This is a genomic window from Brevibacillus ginsengisoli (assembly GCF_050113715.1).
GTDB lineage: Bacteria > Bacillota > Bacilli > Brevibacillales > Brevibacillaceae > Brevibacillus_H > Brevibacillus_H ginsengisoli.
Genome location: NZ_JBNJQR010000007.1, coordinates 230,113 through 249,076, shown reverse-complemented (window position 1 = coordinate 249,076; position 18,964 = coordinate 230,113). Strand labels below are relative to the sequence as shown.

The window sequence follows — 18,964 nt, the reverse complement described above, 5'->3', positions numbered from 1 at the left end:
TGATGTCATCAGTAATAACATGATATTTATGGAAATCTACTTTCATGCTACCTGTATTCATCGTGTGATATTTGGCACAGTCCTTGCTTTTGGTACTCCTACCAACATACATGATAGGAAGTTAGGGGGAGAGATGGCATGACCAAGAAAACCGTTTATAGAATCTATGAAAATGAAGTCGACCTGCAAGATTACCAATTGCAGAAATTAAATCAGTTGCTTGTTTTTGTAACCCAGTGCAATGAATTCTACAAGGAAAAACTAAAGAATGCTTCCCTGCCGATTCGATCGTTGGAAGATCTGAGGAAAATTCCGTTCACTCTCAAAAAAGAGCTGGCGGACGATCAAATTGCACATGCCCCTTTTGGACGCAATCACTCTTATCCGGAAGCCAACTATATTCGGTATCATCAAACATCAGGCACATCAGGCAGACCACTCAAAGTGCTGGATACCAAAGATAGTTGGGAATGTTGGCGGGATTGCTGGGTGGACGTATTGAAATCCGCTGGAGTAACAAGAGATGACAGACTGTTCCTCGCTTTTTCATTTGGGCCGTTCATCGGCTTCTGGTCAGCGTATGAGGCTGCGAAAAAATTGGGGACTTTGGTGATCCCGGGTGGCGGCCAATCATCTGCGGAAAGGCTTTACAGCATCATCGAAAATAAAGCGAATGTACTGCTGTGCACGCCGAGCTATGCGCTTCATCTGGTGGAGACAGCCCGGCAGCATGGCTTCGATTTGAAGAACTCCCATGTTCATACCATCATTACCGCGGGGGAACCGGGTGGATCGATTCCATCCGTTCGCAACCAGATCGAAACTTTGTGGAACGCCAAGCTGTTTGATCACGCGGGAATGACGGAAATGGGAGCCTACGGGTATTCCTGTTCAGAGCAAAACGGAATCCATGTGAACGAATCTCATTTTCTAGCAGAAGTAGTTAACCCAGACACCTTGGAACCTGTCAAAGATGGGGAAGAGGGTGAATTGGTTCTCACGAATCTGGGACGTTACGGTTTTCCGCTGATTCGTTATCGGACGGGCGATCTGGTCGAGAATAACAGCAAGTCCTGCGCTTGCGGCAACCCCTATCGGTTCTTCGCGGGAGGTGTCAAAGGGCGAGTCGATCAGATGGTCATTGTAAGAGGAGTGAATATCTTCCCTCAATCCATCGAATCGATCGTCCGTGAGTTCCCGCAGATCAACGAGTTTCGGATCGTTTACTACACCCTGGAAGAAATGAACCAAGTCAAGGTACAAATAGAGGCGACAGAAGATATCTTGGATGAATTGAAAGTATGTTTGCGAGAAAGAATCGGCCTGCGTATCGAGGTTGAACAGGTGGCAAGTGGAGTGCTGCCACGTTTTGAAATGAAATCGAAACGTGTATTGGACCAAAGAGAGAGTAAAATTATGTAGGGACATGAAGATCCCTCTCGTGTGTAACAGATTTGGAGTAAGCTCTGACTGTTCTGCACGGGAGGGATCATTTTTGGTCCAGGCTTACTTGATCAATTCATCCTCGAAAACCACATTTCCATCCATGATGGTTAATTGTACTTTTGCCTCTTTAATTTCTTCAGCCGGAATAGCAAACAGATTGCGGTCTAATACAATCAGGTCGGCCAGCTTGCCAACTTCAAGCGAACCTAATTCATGCTCTCGGAAATTTCCGTAGGCGGAATTAAGTGTATACGCTTTCAAAGTTTCCGCAAGAGAAATGCGTTCGCTTGGATTCCAGACGGCATCTGAATGTCCGCTGTTATCGATTCTTGTCACTGCTCGGAAAACCTCCAGCATAGGCTCCAATGGAACGACAGGGAAGTCGCTTCCTAGCGCTAAAGTTGCACCCGTACTGATCAATGATTGAAGCGGGAACGTATGCTTTTCACGTTCTGTCCCGATGATGGCAACGTACAGGCTTCGATCCGCTGCAGCCAAATGTTCCGGTTGCATGGAAGCAATCACGTCAAGCTCATGAAAACGATGGATGTCGTTAGGATGGATCACTTCGATATGCTCAATGGCGTGACGGGAATCTCTTTTTCCGTTTGCTTGCCGAGCTTCTTCGAATGCGTCCAGACCTAAGCGAATCGCTCCGTCTCCGATAGCGTGCAGACGTATGCGGAAGCCTTCCCGATCGGCTTCAGTGATCCATTTTTTGAATGTTTCCTCCGAGAAAGTCGTGTCTCCTCGCGTTTCCGGTTTGTTTGAATAAGGCTCCAACATGTACGCAGTATGACCGGTTACCACCCCATCCACAAACTGCTTTAGGCCAGCCACCTGCAGTTTACTTGATTGATATTCAGCTCGTAATTGTTTGATGCGTCCCAATTCACCGTCCAAAGCTGGGTATACATGGACGCGAACCGTTAATTCGCCTTGTTCGTCGCATTCCTTATAGATTGGATAGTCCTTGTAAAGCTTGTCGGTGTCGGACGCGTATAAATCATTCACGGAAGTAACTCCAAGCGAGGCGGCATAGGAAAGAAAGCCTTGGAACAATCGTTTACTCTTTTCTCGTGACACTTGAAAGGCAATATTGGTTACAGCATTGGCGGCTTGTTCATAGAGAATTCCGGTTGGCTCCCCGTCCTCGTCTTTTGCGATTTCGCCAAAAGGGGGATTTTCGGTATAACGATCAATGCACATGATCTCGAGCGCTTTGCTGTTTACCCAGCAGAAGTGGCCTTCGTAATGTAAAAGCATGACAGGCCGATCGGGCACGACGCGATCCAGGGAAGAGCGGTGAGGGAGCGGCTTGTTGTCCCAGTGTCCCGCGTCCCAAGCGTAGCCGATGATCCATTCATCTTCCGGACGTGACTCAGCGTGTTCGCGCACCAACTCTGCCGCTTCCTCTTCGGAGTGCAAATCGAAGAGATACACGCTGTCTTTCAGCAAACTTCCAGTCATGATATGTAGATGGAAATCGTGAAAGCCAGGCATGATCAATTGATCCTGGAAGTGATAGATTTTCGTGTCTTCACCAATAAAAGGCTCCATCTCGGACTCATTGCCAATCGCCGCGATTTTGTTGTCTACGATGGCGATGGATGCGGGTTCAGGCTGATCTTTCAAGCTGGTGAAGACGGTGTTGCTTGAGAGGATAATGGTTGCTTTTGGTTGAGCACTCATAGACTTTTAACCTCCTATGCTAATTTCATTTTCCTGTTCAATCTCACTAAAATCCAGCTCAGGAGGACGTTTGGTAAACATCTTGGTGATATACAAGAGATAGATAAATCCACAGGATACCCAGATGCTTCCAAGTATTAAGGAATTTCTCTCCAAAGTGGTCCATAGCCAACTGGTAAATCCCGCGCCAATCAAGGGGAGAATGAGATAGAAAAAGGTGTCCTTTGGTGAGCGACGTTTATTACGGACAAAATACCAGGCGATGACGGAGAGATTGACACAAGTAAAAGCGACAAGCGCTCCAAAATTGATAAACGAGGTTGCCGTCACAAGGTCAACGAATAGGGCAGAGAGGGAAAGAATCCCCACCAAAATGATATTGAAGACAGGAGTTTTGAATTTCGGGTGAATGTAGGCGAAAGCTTTTTTGGGAAGAACAGAATCTCGTCCCATCGCATACAAGATCCGCGTCACACTTGCCTTGGCCAAGATATTGACAGCCACAACGATCGGGACCGTTGCCGCGACAAATATGGAGGCCATCACATTTCCGCCGACAAATTCCAAGAGTTCAAGAGAGGCGGAATCCAATTGTTGAAATAGATGATAGTTAGGAAAAATCATATGTCCGATATAGGCAATGAAGATAAACTGGGCACCTCCCAGCAGCGTGACAATCAAAATCGCTTTGGGAATGGTCTTTCTAGGCTGAATGGTTTCTTCGGAAATCGTCGTGACCGCATCAAATCCCAAGAAGGATAGACATAGAATCGAGGCCGCTGAAACGATGGAGGATAAAGGCACATCAGGATTGTAAAACGGCTTGATGGAGGCAAGCGTTCCGGTTCCCATTCCGTTCAGAATGCCCTTCACCGACAAAAAGACAAAAACGATGAGGAACAGATATTGGAAGACAATAAATAACGCGTTGATACTGGTCCCTACTTTGACTCCGAAAATGCTGATCACGGTTGTAATGAGAATTAGAAGAATGATCAAAACAGGAGTGGGAATGGACGGAAAGTAAGAAGAAAGATAGAGTCCACCGATCAGATAATTGAGCATCGGCATAAATAAATAGTCCATTAAGATTGCCCAGCCGACTAGAAATCCAAGATAAGGATTTATCGCTTTCTGGGTATAGGTGTAGGCGGAACCAGCGATCGGAAACGCTTGAGACATTCTGCCGTAGCTATAAGCGGTAAACATCATCGCCAAAAGGGCAAAGACATACGCTGCCGGCAACATCCCCTGAGACAAATCGGTAGCCACTCCGTAAGTAGTGAACACCGTAAAAGGAACCATGTAGGAAAGTCCAAAGACAACAACATGGAAAAGAGTAAGTGACCGCTTGAGAGATGTTGGTTGATTCATGACCCGCCCCCCTTAATGTTTATTGCAAAAAATCCCCAATGTGGATAAAACATGTCCTCCCTTCATTTGATGGCATAATTTATTGAAAATTGCAAAAAATATGCCAAGTAATTCTATTCTCGGGCTTACAGATACACTCAAATCAGATCGCAGGAGAAATTGTTTCTGATGGAAGGTTGCATCAGGACCCGATGCGTTATGTCATAAAGAGCGAAGAAGCGATTGAAAAATGTATGCTGATTTGATTTGAAATTGGCATGCTCTTTGCAGTGTCTCGAAGTCAATGGTAGTGAAAACTTTCAGGACGAGACAAGGATCCTCGCTCTACTTTTTTTGCTGGAAGAACCTTGCATCATTATTACAGCGTTCCCTTCATAGAATAATCCGCCTTACGTTCAAAGCATACTTGAAACGAATGAGCGATTGACTATAGAGGAAATGTTTTGAATAATGAGAAAAAGGTAATTTCAGGCAACAAAAAGTGATTAAGCGAGGAGTTGAGGGGGAAGTGAGCTTTTTGAGAGTAGAAGATTATTTTCTGGTCGATGTTGAATGTATCCCGTATCCTGCTCCTTTTGACGATATTTTACTAGCAGCCATCCAATCCAATTCCAATTGGTTTGTCTTGCAAGTAGAAGACAAGATTAAGGGATGCATTCGACGCCAATCTATATTTGAAAAGATCAAGAACGAGGGCTATTCTCCCTCCATGCAGTATGAAGATATGATCGTCAAGACGATTCTGGTAAGCGGCAATGATGAAATAGATCTCTCCGAAATGATGAACAAGGTCGCTGTTTACCAAATGGAAGACGGAAAGATTAAGGGAGTTATCGATTGGAATTTTGACACCAAAATCAAAGAGTTCGTTTCGAAAGACAAATGGTTGCTGCAAGAATTGCAAGCGGTATTCCATAACTTTTACCACAGTATTTTTGTAACCGACGGCAACGGCAACGTACTCAAGGTTTCAGGAAAAGATGATCAGGAATTTGTAGGAAGGAATGTATATGATCTTGAGAGAGAAAGAGCGTTTTATCCTTCTGTCACCGTAAAAGTGCTGAAATCGGGAAAAAGGGAAAAAAGCCTGCAGTATACGCCAACTGGAGAAGTTTTTATGATTGAATCCATTCCGATTCAAAATGAGGATGGCGAGATTGTGCGGGTGGTCTCCATTACCAAAGATACTTCAGAAGTTAGTAAGCTTGCTTCACAGTTTGAAGAGTTGAAAAACCTGTTGGACAACTATCAGAAGGAAGTCAGCCGAACACAACGGAAACAATTTGAAGAAAAACCGCTGATTTTCAAGAGTAAAAAGATGCAGGACATCTATGAACAGATCAAATCGGTTGCTTCCGTAGACACCTCTGTGCTCATCCTGGGAGAGACCGGTGTGGGCAAGCAGATGATCGCCAAGGAAATTCACCTGTTGAGCAATCGTCATGATAAACCCTTTATCACGGTGAACTGCGGGGCCATTCCTGATAATTTGCTGGAGTCCGAGTTGTTTGGTTATGAGGAGGGCGCATTCTCGGGAGCCAGAAAAGGTGGAAAGCTTGGGATATTCGAGCTGGCGGATAAAGGGACGGTATTCTTGGATGAAATCGGCGAGCTTCCGCTTCAGCTTCAGGTGAAACTGCTTCATGTATTGCAAGAAAAGGTGATTATGAGAGTCGGCGGAGGCAAGCCCAAAAAAGTCGACGTCAGGATTATTACCGCGACGAATCGGAATCTGGAGAAAATGGTATCCGCCGGATCGTTCCGAGAAGATCTTTACTATCGGATCAACATCATTCCTATTCACATCCCGCCACTCAGAGAGCGAAGAGAAGACATCCATGTCTTGGCCTTCCATTTTCTTTCCCTTTTCAATAATAGGTATGTAAAGCGCGCGGAAATTCAGGAACATCAACTGGAGCAATTGCTGAAGTACTCGTGGACGGGGAATGTCAGGGAGCTGGAAAACGCAATTGAGAGGTTTGTTGTAACAGGAAAGCTTGATTTGTTTGGGACTTCGGAGCAGACCGTTCCTTTCAGTCCTATCGAACAAGAGATTGGAGACATGGAAAAAGAACTGCCTCCCTTATTGCCTTACCTGGAGGAAGTTGAAAAACAGATCCTTCAAAAAGCGATGGCAAGATGCAAAACGACGAGAGAGATGGCCAACTGTTTGAGGGTAAATCAATCAACGATCGTGAGAAAGATTCAAAAATATCACATGGGGAATTCCATGCAATTTGGCATCAATAAGTGATGCGTGATGTCATCAGGATTAACGCTTCGCAATTTAAGCATCAGGCTTCAAGTTCACTGTTTTCCAAGTGGAATGGTTGGCACACTCTTTGCTTTTACAGATAATTACGAAAATTAAAAGGACAGGAGCGAGAAAAATAGTGACATCTCAAACAAAGGAATCGTGGAAGTTGTATATCGCAGGACAATGGGCAGATGCCGAGGATGGGGCTGTAAGAGAGATTGTTAATCCTGCTACCGGAGAAGTGATCGCTGTTGTTCCGGAAGGTGGATTAGGTGATGTGCGCAAAGCGATCAAGGAAGCGAGAAGGGCATTTGATGAGACGGATTGGCCAGACATTCCACCTGTGGAACGCGCTCGGCTGCTTCATGCGTTAGCTGACAGAATCGAGCAACGAGCGGAAGAACTTGCGATACTGGAATCCCAGAATACAGGGAAAGCGCTTCGAGAAAGCCGCCACGATGTGCAGGAGGCGTATGAGTGCTTTCGTTACTACGCCGGTTTGATTACCAAGCCTTTAGGGCAGACCTATCAGGTTGCCGATCCGATGATGTCCATGGTGGTTCGCGAACCGATTGGGGTCTGCGGTTTGATCGTACCGTGGAATTATCCGTTGGTAATGGCGGCATGGAAGCTTGCACCATGTCTCGCAGCGGGCAATACGGTTGTATTAAAGCCTTCAGAGATCACTCCTTTGACAGCGCTTACACTGTTTCGATTAATGGAGGAAGTAGGGTTTCCGCCCGGTGTCGTCAACCTGGTGCCAGGTACTGGTGCGGTAGTCGGTCATGAATTGGCGGCTAGTCCTCTAGTCGATAAAGTAGCCTTTACCGGAGGCACTGCGACAGGCAGAAGCATCATGCAGGCCGCTTCTGGCAACATCAAGAAAATTTCGTTGGAGCTCGGCGGCAAATCACCGAATATTGTTTTTGCCGATGCTGATTTTGATACGGCGATTGAATATGCGATGTTTGCGATCTTTGTGAACCAAGGACAAGTATGTTCTGCCGGATCGCGGTTGCTTGTCGAAGATTCTATCCATGATCGTTTTGTCGAAGAGCTTGTGCGGCGCAGCAAGAAGATCCGGATTGGCAGTGGATTGGATGAACGTAATGAGATGGGACCGTTAATTTCACAAGGTCATATGCAGAAAGTCCTGGAGTACATCGAGATCGGCAAGGCTGAAGGCGCGACCCTCGTTTTAGGCGGCCATCGCCTGACAGATGGAGAATACGAAAAGGGAAACTATGTCGCACCCACGATTTTTACCAATGTGACTTCTGACATGCGAATTGTTAAGGAAGAGATTTTTGGTCCCGTATTGGTCATTCAACGGTTCAGGGATGAAGCGGAGGCAATCCGTCTCGCGAATGATACCATCTACGGCTTGGCGGGCGGCGTATTTACGCAAGATGGGGCCAAGGGAATGCGTGTGGTCAAAAAACTGCGCGCGGGAATCACCTGGATCAACACCTATCATCCAACCTATATTGAAGCTCCTTGGGGCGGATATAAACAGAGCGGAGTTGGGCGTGAACTAGGAACGTTTGGATTAGATGCCTTTACAGAAGTGAAACAGATCAATATGAATCTCGAAGTTGCTCCGTTAGGTTACTACAACAACGATTAATAAAATAAAAAAGGCATGGAGGTAGGATCATATGTCAAATTCCCCGTTCATTCGCCAATTGAAATCGGCTGCTTCGGTTGCAAGGGAAGCGGCAACACGAAATGTCCCTGTTGAACAAGTAATGGAAGAACGCCTTCAAAATAGTATTTCACGAAGAGATTTTTTGCAAAAAGCGATGCTGACCGCTTCTGTTTTGGCGGTCCCGCCGACAATCTGGAACCTGGGAACTCGTATCGTTCATGCGGAAGCGTCTCCTAGGGTTGCGGTAGTTGGTGCTGGACTTGCTGGACTGACAGCCGCCTATCGTCTCAAACAAGCTGGAATCATTGCGCAGGTCTATGAGGCTTCAACTCGTGTTGGCGGTCGTTGCTGGACTAAACGGGATGGCTTTGCCGACGGACAAATGATTGAACGCGGAGGAGAGCTGATCAATTCAGATCATACAGCTCTTCTGCAAATCATTAACGAGTTGAATTTGCAAGTGGATGACTTATGGGCTTATGAGAAGGGAGATTTCCGAGTCATTATCGATGGGTCGCTGTATTCCTTCGAAGAAACTGCCAAAACATTCTCGCAGATTTGGAAGAAGCTTCAGGCTGATGCCAGAGACGCGGGCCCGGATACGTTCTATAACCAATATACGAAGCGTGGCCAGCAATTGGATCACATGTCTGTAGTCGATTGGATAAATGCAACCGTCCCCTCCGGAATGAAATCAAAATTCGGAAAAATGGTGGATCTCGCCTATACTGCCAGTGTCGGGATGGAGAGTAGTGAAATTAGCGCCTTGACGCTGGTATACGGAATGAGTCAGTCGAGCAAGGATGAATTCGAACCATTCGGTCCTTCTGATGAGCGATATCATGTACATGGCGGAAACGATCTTGTCCCACAAGGTTTGGCAAAAGTTTTGAAAAACCAAATCCAAACGTCCTACCCGTTAGAAGCTATTAAACAAAATAGTGACGGCTCCTATACGCTTGGCTTCTCAAATGGCAAAAATACGAAAGCGGATTATGTCATTCTTGCCCTCCCAGTCGCTACTCTTCGGAATGTCGATATCAGTAGAGCGGGATTCAGAGACTTGAAGAATACGGCGATCGCCGAGATGGGAGTAGCGACTTGCTCCAAGCTTGCGCTGCAATTTACAGATCGCCATTGGGAATCACTGGGCAGTAGCGGAGCGTTTGTTTCTGACGAAGGATATCAGGATACATGGGATGCGACCAGAGGCCAATCGGGGCAATCAGGGATTCTTGTGGACTTCACTGGTGGAAAGATTGGGGATAGTTTCGGAAGTGGATCAGCGACGTCATACGCTAAGGACTTCTTAAAGCTTATAGAGCCAGAGTTGCCGGGCTTATCGAGTAAATGGAACGGCAAAGCGGTACTCGATTATTGGCCGGGGTATCCGTGGGCTAAAGGTTCGTACTCTTGCTACACGGTGGGTCAGTACACGAAGTTCAGAGGAATCATGGGAGAACCAGAGGGGAATTGTTTCTTTGCCGGAGAGCATACATCGCTGAAGTATCAACAGTTTATGAATGGTGGAGTCGAGACCGGGGAACGTGCGGCTCAGGAGGTATTGAGCCGATTGAAAGTAACCGCAGCCATATAAGGTACGATGAAGCTACGAAATCGTAACAAGTCGAAGTGCTGGTGGAGGAGGTTCGTTGATTTTTCCTGCATGGTGTAGGAAGAATCAGGACTAATTCGTTACCGATGACGGTACTGTAATTTTCGAAAGATTGCTATTATTTAGTTAATAATATTTTCAATGAATGAATCTTGGAAAGTAGCAGGAGGAATTGAAATGAGTACTCACGATAGCAATCAGTTTCACCGTCAAGCTTTGGTTATTGGCGCTGGACCGATCGGTTTGACGGCAGCCCTGGCACTTCGAAAACTTGGAATACAAGCAACCATATTGGAGGCAGAGGCTGAGGGGCGTACTCGGCCGGGTAGCAGAGCGATCTATTTGCATAAAGCAACCTTAAAGCATCTTGAAGACATCTATCCTGGACTCGGGTTTACTTTTGCGGAAAATGGAGTTGTCTGGCCAGTCAAACGCACGTTGTATCGGGATAACGAAGTCTATGTAAAAAAGTACCCGACTCCAAGTGCGAATGAACTCCCGCCATTTTCTAGTCTCCCGCAGGTTGAAGCTGAACGCTTTTTATATGAGGCTTGCCTTGATGCGGGAGTGGAATTTGTGTGGAGCACTCCTGTCCAGGATGTCACAACAGATGACCAGGGAGTGACTGTAAGAACAGAATCGGGCTCAGTATGGACAGCGGAGTATTTGATCGCCGCGGATGGAGCTCGTTCAACTGTCCGAAAGTCGCTTGGAATCGAGATGGAAGGTCCACGCACCAACGACTTCTTCCTTGTCGTGGATGTCAAAGAAGATGCGGACAATCCGTTACCGCTTGAACGTGTTTTTCACTATCAACATCCCGCGATTGGTGGCAGGAATGTACTATACGTGCCATTTGCAGGCGGTTGGAGGGTAGATTTGCAGCTGCTTGAAGGAGACGATCCACAAGAGTTCGGTGGCGTTGAGGGAGTTCGCAAATGGCTGCCAAAAGTAATGGATCCCAAATATGCTGATCGCATTACCTGGGTGTCTACGTACCAATTTTATCAGGTCGTTGCACAAAGCTTTACGGACGCCCATGGTCGAGTGCTGCTCGCCGGAGAAGCCGCACATCTTTTCGCGCCATTTGGTGCTCGCGGGATGAACTCGGGTGTGCCTGATGCACTGATAGCGGCGAAAGGCATTCATGCGGCAATCCACTCATCTGATCGCAATACCGCCAAGCAAGCGATACTGGACGCGGCCGAGGAACGCAAAATTGCGGCACAATATAACCGGGATTGCGCAGGTATCGCACTTGAACACATTCAGGGAAGTTCTCCGATGATCAATATGAAACGAGAAGTTGCCGCTTCATTAGCGCCAATCATGCCGCGCTTGGGAAGGTGGCTCGACGAAGGACCGTATGGACCCAAATCCGGACCGCCGCAGCTATCCACGAAATATTAGTCATGAGGAGTTGATGAAATGGTAACGGCTACACATAGTTCAGACGCACAAGTCTATGGTCCCAATGGTGAAAAAGTAGTCAGCCTGATCACTCGTCTGACTCAAATGGAGTGGTTCCAGGCTGTAGGAAAGCAAAGTGGTCAAAGCGAAGCGGAGCAAGCGATTCGAGAATGTACCGACCTGTTAGGCATTGATGGGTATCAAGTGTTATGGATGACGAAAAAAGAACTCCCTGCATTTATCGAAGGGATGAGATTGGAGCAAAGTCCGATCTGGTCACATATCTCAAACATTCCTCGAAAAATAAGAGAGAAAGCGGAAGAGACGGGAAGACTTGACGTCTTGTCCTATACGATTGACCATGTGCCCGAGCTTCTCTTTCACAGCTCATTTCAAGGAATATTCCGTGAGTTTGAAGAGTTCGGAGCCTCGATGGTGAAGACGGCTGTCGGTTTTGTCTTGTATCTTTTCGGATTGGCGTGCGCTTGGGAAACGCTCGCTGATCTTGAAGGATTTGAAAGCAACCCGTTTATGCCACTCGTTGAAGTTTTTGAAAGCGGACATTGGCCTTTAGGAATGGCGAATGAAACATTTTACGTCCTGTAATTAAACAAAAGAGTTGATGATATGATTTCATCAACTCTTTTCCCGTATTTAGATGATGGTTAAGGTGGGGGCTACATGAACTACATTGAACGAAACCAGTGGATTGATAAGACGGATCTGCACCTGCGTACGATTTCGAGACAATTAGTTAAATTCGACACGTTAGATGAGACGCTTCATTGTCTTATCGAGTCTTTTTGGGATCGGTTTGAATGTGACTATGTTTCGATCATTTTAAAAACCAAAGATGTTCTAGATTTGAAAGTCAGCAAAGGATTTGGTCAGAGCTTCGAGGAGAAATTCCCCATGGACCAAACCGCTTGCTCGGATCGGTTTTTTAAACTGTCCAATTGTTGTAAAGACGAATTTGCAGAAGAAGATACATGCGATTTCCTCAATGATCTGCAGAGCGAAGGGTTTGCCACCTGGTTCACCGTCCCAATAAAAGAAAGCGCTTCCAATAGCCTTGGGATATGTGCGATCGGTTTTCGCCATGAGGTTCCTTTAATCCGGAACGCGGATAAACTATTCGAGGAATTTGGCAAGGACATTGCCGTTGCGATTGGGATGGCATTGAGCAAAGAAAATGAGAAAAAGAAAATTAATGGAATGGAATGGCTTAAAGAGAACGTGTTTCTGGGTTCCTCGATTGAACAATTGATTGGCAATATAACTGAAAGAGCCGGCAAAGGCACTCATGCTGGGTCCGCTTCTATTTATTTGTACGACGAAGTCCAAAACTGCTTCATCTATCAGGCGCCTTCGTTTGGCGATAGGCTGTCGGTTGCAAGAATCAACATCGGAGAAAATGATCACTTATGCCACTATTTCCCCCATCTGGAGAGAGAGGGCGGGTCAGAAATCACGATTCCCCTGATCGTTAATCTCAAAACCATTGGCGTGCTTCATGTGAAAAAGGGCAACGAGCGGACATTTACCAAAGAAGATGTGGATCTTTTGCAGTTTCTATCTTCCCACGTTTCTGTCCTGATCGAGAATGCAAGGCTGTATAAAGCGGAAATGGAGGATAAGGTTCGCCTGGAAAAGCTAATGGTTCATCATCAGGAATTGGTGAAGCAGACGTTAGTGGGGGAAGGCTTCCTGGAAATCACCAAGTCACTTTCGCACATGCTTGGTCGTGCGGTTGTCCTGTTTGACCGTTTTTTGCGCCCTATTTCGTGTTCTTTGGGGAGTATGGAATTGCTGGCCCCCATGTTCGAGCAATTGGACCGCGAGAAATGGAAGATCGCCAACCCCAATAGTCAGGAACAGTGGATAAAAGATGAGCAAAAGAATGAATTTGGCATTTGGCAGGTGGTTGGCGGCGGCGATCTGCTGGGATATCTGGGACTAAGAATCAATCGAAAAGAAATCGACATGGTCGTGCGGATGACGTTGAACCATGCGCTGAATGTGTATGCCATTCAATTTATCAAGCAGAAGCTCATTTTGGATATGAGAGAACAGGTGAAGGATGGATTTATTCATCAACTGTTTGTTGAGAAGATCGAGGACAAGGAAAAATTAATCGAATATGCCAACCTGTTTAACCTGAATATTTTTCAACCCAACAAGATCGGTGTTTTTTCCATTGTAAGCAGTGAGAAGATTTCGGTAGAAGAAGACTTGTTGACGCTTGAAGCCAAAAAGACATGGCTGTGGGAGAAAATTCGAGAGGATCTCCTGCAATTCGATCAGGGAATCATCGTGACCAAAAAAGAGGGCCTTTATGTTCTGATTGTTTCTGAGAAAAAAGAACAGGAAGCCCCCAACTACTGGGGAATCATCTATAACCGAATGAAGAGAATTCTTTCTACGGATATGCAGGGGATTGATATTTTCTTAGGGATCAGCGCAGCTACCCAAAGCGTCGAGGACTATTACATCTGTTACCGTCAAGCTTTGCAGGCGCTGAAAATAGTGAGTGGCCGTTTCTCCAACAAAAAATTCTTAAGCTTTGAGAACCTTGGATCTTACTCTGTTTTATCCGAGCTCCAAGAGACGTTTACGGCCAAAATGTTTTTCAAAAATCACCTGGAGCCTCTCTTAAACTATGGGAACGGCAAGGGAAAAGAATTGTTTGACACTTTGAGGGTGTACTTGATGATGAATGGGAATCTCAAAGACACGGCAGAACATCTGTATATTCACCGCAGCTCTTTGAAGTACCGACTGGAGAAAATCAGCAGTTTGTTGAGTGTCAATATTGAAGACGCTGAGGAACGGTTCAATCTGATGCTGGCCTATAAGCTGTATGATCTGTTCGTTTTACAGGATTAGTGCACGGTGTATGAAAGACCTGATCTTTTTCCATCTTGGTAAACGTATTCTCCTATCAAAAGTACACTTATAATTTAGAATATAAAGAATATTAAAATGATGTTTATAGAATCTTCTTGAAAGGATGAAAGTTATGAGCATACAATTCATTGGTGTTACGGGAGCTGGAACGATGGGCGGCGGGATCGCGCATCTTGCCGCATTAAAAGGTTTTGAGGTTATCCTGTGGGATTTAAATGAAACGCTTCTGGAAAAGGCCATCGGTCGAATGAGTGCCATGATGAACAAAAGCATAGAAAAAGGCAAGCTGACGGAAGAGGAAAAAACAGAGACGTTGCAAAGAATCAAGACGACAACCGATCTGAATCAGATGGAACAAGCCGATCTCGTCATCGAAGCGATCATTGAAGATCTTGAAGCGAAAAAAGATATCTTCGGTCGATTGGATGAAATCCTGAAAGAGGACGCGATCCTTGCGACCAACACCTCATCGATGTCCATCACAACGATTGCGGAGGCGACCAAACGACCAGATCGAGTGGCCGGAATGCACTTTTTTAACCCGGCTCAAATTATGAGACTTGTTGAAGTGGTGAGAGGATTCAAAACAAGTGACGACACTGTGGCTACTCTCATGAATATCGCGAAGGATCTCGGAAAAGAACCCATTGAGGTGAAGAAGGACTCCCCAGGATTCATTGTCAATCGCGTGATGATCCCTCATTTTATTGAAGCGATTCGATTGGTGGAGGAAGGCGTGGCTTCTCCTGAGGACGTGGATAAAGCCGTCACGCTTGGCTTGAATTATCCGATGGGACCGTTCACTTTGCAGGATTTTGCGGGCGTCGATATTGGCCTTCATGTCATGGATTACTTTTATGAAGAATTCAAGGATGACCGTTTTGCGGCTCCATTAAGCTTGAGACGTTTGATCAGAGCTGGGCGTCTCGGGAAGAAAACAGGCGCTGGCTGGTACGATTATCATTCATAAAAACAAAAAAACGGGAGTGGATGAACATGCAATTGGAAACGTTGGAATTTTTCGCGGAAAACAGAGTGGCAACCATTACGTTGAATCGGCCGCCATTTAATCCGTTCAATCGACAGTTGTACCGCGAATTATACGAGCTCTTGGATCGAATCGATGAAGACGATCAAATTCAAGCGGTTATTATTACCGGAAAAGGTGAAAAGGCGTTTGGAGCGGGAGCGGACATCACCGAAATGATGAAGTTGGACCCGGTGGAAGTCGCCAGAATGGGAGAGGATTCTCGTAAAGCGACAGGTCGAATCGAGCGCTTATCCAAACCCGTGATCGCCGCTATCAACGGATTGGCTTTAGGCGGCGGAAGCGAATTGGCTTTGGCTTGCGATTTACGGCTCTGCGCGGAACATGCCAAATTTGGTTTGCCGGAAATCAATCTCGGAATTATCCCAGGCGGAGGCGGAACACAGCGCTTACAGCGATTGATTGGGCAAGCGCGGGCGAAAGAACTGATGTTTTTCGGAGAGATTATTCCCGCAACAAAAGCCTATGAGTATGGCTTGGTCAATAAGGTCGTACCAGCTGCGGAGCTAATGGGTTGCGCTTTGGAATGGGCGCAAAAATTGGCGGATAAACCTTCCGTCGCGATGAAGATGCTTAAAATGAGCGTGAATGGCGGAGCGGATTCGGATTTGAACACGGCCCTTGAACTTGAAAGCGCTTGCTTTGGTGTTGCATTCGCCAGTGAGGATCGCAAAGAAGGAATGGCGGCTTTCGCGGAAAAAAGAAAACCGAATTTTGTGGGGAAGTGAGTGCGGATGAGTAACGAGATTGTTTTAGTCGAAGGCGCGCGGACACCGTTTACTGAGGTTTGTGGAGTGTTTAAAGAAATAAACGCTGCGGATTTGGGGGCGATAGCGGCTAAAGAAGCGCTTCGAAAAGCGAAGGTCGATCCGAATGAAGTGGATCATGTGGTGTTCGGGAACGTTCAGCAATCTAGCCGAGACGCTCACTACCTCGCTCGCCATGTCGGTTTGAAAGCACAGCTTCCCATCCAGGTTCCGGCTTTGACGATCAATCGCTTGTGCGGTAGCGGCCTGGAATCCATCCTCACAGCGGGCAGATTCATCCGTACAGGAGACGCTAACGTCGTCTTGGCAGGGGGAGCCGAAAACATGAGTCAGGTCCCGCATGTCATCCGTGGAATGAGATGGGGAACTCCGTTAGGCTCACCTGTTGTAGAAGATTGGTTGTGGGACGGACTTTATGATACCTACGGGGATTGTACCATGGCGATCACCGCCGAGAATTTGGCCAGGAAGTATGAGCTTTCCCGTGAAGAAATCGATCAGCATGCTTTACTCAGCCATCAGCGGGCCTTATCCGCAATGGAAAAGGGCTACTTGAAAGAAGAGATCGTTCCGGTCACCGTCGAGGGCAAAAAAGGAAGCATAAGCGTCGATCAGGATGAACACCCGCGAAACACCAGCATGGAGAAGTTGAGCAAGCTGAAGGCACGTTTTATCGAAAATGGAGTCGTCACTCCGGGGAATGCCAGTGGAATGGTGGACGGAGCCGCTGCCGTGATTGTAACCTCAGGCGATTACGCGGCCCAAAAAGGACTAAAGCCCATCGCCCGTCTAGTCTCTTGGAGCGTGGTCGGAGTGGAGCCGAAATACATGGGGATCGGTCCGGTGCCAGCGATCCGGGAAGCCTTGCAAAAAGCTGATCTCAGAATGGAAGATTTGGATCTGATTGAAATCAATGAAGCCTTTTCCGCCCAATATCTGGCCTGCCAGAAGGAATTAGGCTTTGATCCGGAAATCGGCAATGTGAATGGTGGAGCTGTGGCTTTAGGTCATCCTCTGGCGGCATCGGGAACAAGAATTACGTTATCTCTGATTTATGAATTGGGACGGAGAGGTAAAAAATACGGGGCATCCTCTGTCTGCATCGGAGGAGGGCAAGGGATTGCGGCAATCTGGGAAAGGCTGTAGACAAAAGAGAGGTCAAGCAGGGAGATGAAAAGTGGCATGGATGACTTGAACTTGACGATATCAGCTTTACTTGAGCGCGCAGCGCAACAGAGGCCAGATAAGGAAGCTATCTATGACTTGAAAAGAAGACTGACCTACCGAGAGCTGCAAGCAGAAGCGGAGGCGCTTGCCTGTGCGTTGGTACAGAGGGGAGTTCGTAAAGGAGACCGTATTGGGGTTTGTTTACCTAATTGGCACGAGACCGTCACTATCTATTTTGCCGCAGCAAGAGTGGGGGCCATCGTGGTTCCATTTAATACAAGGTATCGCGCTCACGAGGTGGCGTACATCGTTCAAAACTCTGGAGCCAAAATTGTGTTTGTCGGGATTGAGTTTGACGAGAATATCGGGATTGATCTGATTGATCCTCTGGTGGATCAAGTGGTGTCCGTTAGATTTGACAAGGAGAATTTGGAGAACTATCAAAGTCTTCGTCTTCAGGGCCATGGGCAAACTCCTCCTGTTGTGGAGATCGATCCTGCTGAAGATGTGTTCTCGATTCTGTATACCTCTGGAACAACCGGATTTCCCAAGGGGGCGATGCTCACCCATCAAAATCTCCTCTATACCGGAAAGCGGACAGCGGAAAATCTGGAGTGCAGCGCGGATGATGTGTTCTTGGTTGTTGTGCCGCTGTTTCACGTGTTTGGACTCGTTTCCTGCTTAATGACAGCGATGATCTGTCAAGGGAAGTTGGTTTTACAAGAGAGATACAGGGCTCAACAGGCGCTGGATTTAATCGAGCAGGAGAAGATCACGGTTCATCACGCCGTTCCGACCATGTTTATTCTCGAGTTGAATCATCCACATTTTGCAACGTATGATTTATCCTCATTAAGGACCGGGATTATCGCAGCGGCACCTTGTCCAGCTGAAACCGTAAAAGAGCTTAGAGAACGAATGGGGATTAACATCTGCGTGTCTTATGGAGCGACCGAAACCTCCGCCGCCCTAACGTGTACTTTATTGAATGACGAAGAAATTAATGTTTTGGAGACTGTGGGAAAAGCGGTCCCTGGAGCGGAAATTAAAATTGTGAATGATCTTAGAGAGCCTGTAGGTATAGGCGAGGTAGGGGAAATTGCCTGCCGAAGCTTAGGGGTCATGAGAGGATATTTTGAAGCGCCGGAACAAACCTCGCAGGCGCTCGACGCTGACAGATGGTACTATACCGGCGATTTGGGAACGATGGATGAGAACGGCTATGTTCGGATCGTAGGGCGCAAGAAGGATTTGATTATCCGCGGGGGCTATAACATTTATCCCAAAGAAATTGAAGAAATTCTTTACCAGCATCCGAAGATTATGGAAGCCGCAGTCGTGGGTTTACCGGATTCGGTTATGGGAGAAATCATCTGTGCCGCGATTCGGTTAAAGCCGGGATGTGAAGCGACCGCAGAGGCAATCGAAGCCTACATGAAATCGCTTTTAGCGGATTACAAGATTCCCAACCGAATCGAATTCGTCGAGGGATTCCCTGTAACAGCCAGCGGAAAGATTCAAAAAGTAAAGCTAAAAGATGAGCTCATGGATAAACTGGCACGGGAGTTAAGATAAGTCTCTTAATAATTTTCTGAATAGATAGAATAATTTATTGGATAAACGGTTAGAAGGA

General features: G+C 46.7%; 13 protein-coding genes. 11 read left to right on the top strand and 2 right to left on the bottom strand.

The window, feature by feature from the left end; genetic code table 11:
* Positions 1-138 precede the first annotated feature (138 nt).
* Complete coding sequence (locus ACQCN2_RS15950; protein ID WP_426929931.1) at positions 139-1,422, top strand: phenylacetate--CoA ligase family protein; 1,284 nt, start codon at positions 139-141, stop codon at positions 1,420-1,422.
* A gap of 84 nt (positions 1,423-1,506) precedes the next feature.
* Here the strand turns inward: ACQCN2_RS15950 and ACQCN2_RS15945 are convergent, their stop codons facing one another.
* Together ACQCN2_RS15945 and ACQCN2_RS15940 are read right to left on the bottom strand one after the other, a co-directional pair.
* The gene (locus tag ACQCN2_RS15945) at positions 1,507-3,138 is read right to left on the bottom strand and encodes an amidohydrolase (protein WP_426929930.1); all 1,632 of its coding nucleotides are present in this window, start codon (positions 3,136-3,138) and stop codon (positions 1,507-1,509) included.
* Between the two features lie 6 nt (positions 3,139-3,144).
* The gene (locus tag ACQCN2_RS15940; RefSeq protein ID WP_426929929.1) at positions 3,145-4,512 is read right to left on the bottom strand and encodes an APC family permease; all 1,368 of its coding nucleotides are present in this window, start codon (positions 4,510-4,512) and stop codon (positions 3,145-3,147) included.
* Between the two features lie 508 nt (positions 4,513-5,020).
* On the opposite strand from ACQCN2_RS15940, the gene ACQCN2_RS15935 reads away from it, so the two are divergent.
* The 10 genes from ACQCN2_RS15935 (at position 5,021) to ACQCN2_RS15890 (ending at position 18,906) form a co-directional block, all read left to right on the top strand.
* Positions 5,021-6,766 (top strand): sigma-54 interaction domain-containing protein, encoded by a 1,746-nt coding sequence (locus ACQCN2_RS15935; protein WP_426929928.1) that lies wholly within the window; start codon positions 5,021-5,023, stop codon positions 6,764-6,766.
* Positions 6,767-6,905: 139 nt separating this feature from the next.
* On the top strand, positions 6,906-8,396 hold the full coding sequence (locus ACQCN2_RS15930) for an aldehyde dehydrogenase family protein (protein WP_426929927.1): 1,491 nt from the start codon (positions 6,906-6,908) through the stop codon (positions 8,394-8,396).
* 31 nt (positions 8,397-8,427) lie between these two features.
* Complete coding sequence (locus tag ACQCN2_RS15925) at positions 8,428-10,014, top strand: flavin monoamine oxidase family protein (RefSeq protein WP_426929926.1); 1,587 nt, start codon at positions 8,428-8,430, stop codon at positions 10,012-10,014.
* Positions 10,015-10,209: 195 nt separating this feature from the next.
* Positions 10,210-11,442, top strand: a complete 1,233-nt coding sequence (locus ACQCN2_RS15920) for an FAD-dependent monooxygenase (protein ID WP_426929925.1) — start codon at positions 10,210-10,212, stop codon at positions 11,440-11,442.
* A gap of 18 nt (positions 11,443-11,460) precedes the next feature.
* Positions 11,461-12,048 (top strand): hypothetical protein, encoded by a 588-nt coding sequence (locus ACQCN2_RS15915; protein WP_426929924.1) that lies wholly within the window; start codon positions 11,461-11,463, stop codon positions 12,046-12,048.
* 75 nt (positions 12,049-12,123) lie between these two features.
* On the top strand, positions 12,124-14,328 hold the full coding sequence (locus ACQCN2_RS15910; RefSeq protein ID WP_426929923.1) for a helix-turn-helix domain-containing protein: 2,205 nt from the start codon (positions 12,124-12,126) through the stop codon (positions 14,326-14,328).
* A 133-nt stretch (positions 14,329-14,461) separates the two neighbouring features.
* Positions 14,462-15,319 carry a 3-hydroxyacyl-CoA dehydrogenase family protein gene (locus ACQCN2_RS15905; protein ID WP_426929922.1) on the top strand — a complete coding sequence of 286 codons (858 nt, stop codon included), beginning with the start codon at positions 14,462-14,464 and terminating at the stop codon, positions 15,317-15,319.
* 26 nt (positions 15,320-15,345) lie between these two features.
* Complete coding sequence (locus tag ACQCN2_RS15900) at positions 15,346-16,125, top strand: enoyl-CoA hydratase/isomerase family protein (protein ID WP_426929921.1); 780 nt, start codon at positions 15,346-15,348, stop codon at positions 16,123-16,125.
* 6 nt (positions 16,126-16,131) lie between these two features.
* Positions 16,132-17,310 (top strand): acetyl-CoA C-acetyltransferase, encoded by a 1,179-nt coding sequence (locus tag ACQCN2_RS15895; RefSeq protein ID WP_426929920.1) that lies wholly within the window; start codon positions 16,132-16,134, stop codon positions 17,308-17,310.
* Positions 17,311-17,346: 36 nt separating this feature from the next.
* The gene (locus ACQCN2_RS15890) at positions 17,347-18,906 is read left to right on the top strand and encodes a class I adenylate-forming enzyme family protein (protein WP_426929919.1); all 1,560 of its coding nucleotides are present in this window, start codon (positions 17,347-17,349) and stop codon (positions 18,904-18,906) included.
* Positions 18,907-18,964: the final 58 nt, after the last annotated feature.

What these genes read in the sequence shown, in the direction of transcription:
- ACQCN2_RS15945 (WP_426929930.1), bottom strand. Translation starts at nt 3,138, where the DNA reads ATGAGTGCTCAACCAAAAGCAACCATTATCCTCTCAAGCAACACCGTC.
- ACQCN2_RS15925 (WP_426929926.1), top strand. Translation starts at nt 8,428, where the DNA reads ATGTCAAATTCCCCGTTCATTCGCCAATTGAAATCGGCTGCTTCGGTT.
- ACQCN2_RS15910 (WP_426929923.1), top strand. Translation starts at nt 12,124, where the DNA reads ATGAACTACATTGAACGAAACCAGTGGATTGATAAGACGGATCTGCAC.
- ACQCN2_RS15920 (WP_426929925.1), top strand. Translation starts at nt 10,210, where the DNA reads ATGAGTACTCACGATAGCAATCAGTTTCACCGTCAAGCTTTGGTTATT.
- ACQCN2_RS15950 (WP_426929931.1), top strand. Translation starts at nt 139, where the DNA reads ATGACCAAGAAAACCGTTTATAGAATCTATGAAAATGAAGTCGACCTG.
- ACQCN2_RS15895 (WP_426929920.1), top strand. Translation starts at nt 16,132, where the DNA reads ATGAGTAACGAGATTGTTTTAGTCGAAGGCGCGCGGACACCGTTTACT.
- ACQCN2_RS15905 (WP_426929922.1), top strand. Translation starts at nt 14,462, where the DNA reads ATGAGCATACAATTCATTGGTGTTACGGGAGCTGGAACGATGGGCGGC.
- ACQCN2_RS15940 (WP_426929929.1), bottom strand. Translation starts at nt 4,512, where the DNA reads ATGAATCAACCAACATCTCTCAAGCGGTCACTTACTCTTTTCCATGTT.
- ACQCN2_RS15915 (WP_426929924.1), top strand. Translation starts at nt 11,461, where the DNA reads ATGGTAACGGCTACACATAGTTCAGACGCACAAGTCTATGGTCCCAAT.
- ACQCN2_RS15890 (WP_426929919.1), top strand. Translation starts at nt 17,347, where the DNA reads ATGGATGACTTGAACTTGACGATATCAGCTTTACTTGAGCGCGCAGCG.
- ACQCN2_RS15900 (WP_426929921.1), top strand. Translation starts at nt 15,346, where the DNA reads ATGCAATTGGAAACGTTGGAATTTTTCGCGGAAAACAGAGTGGCAACC.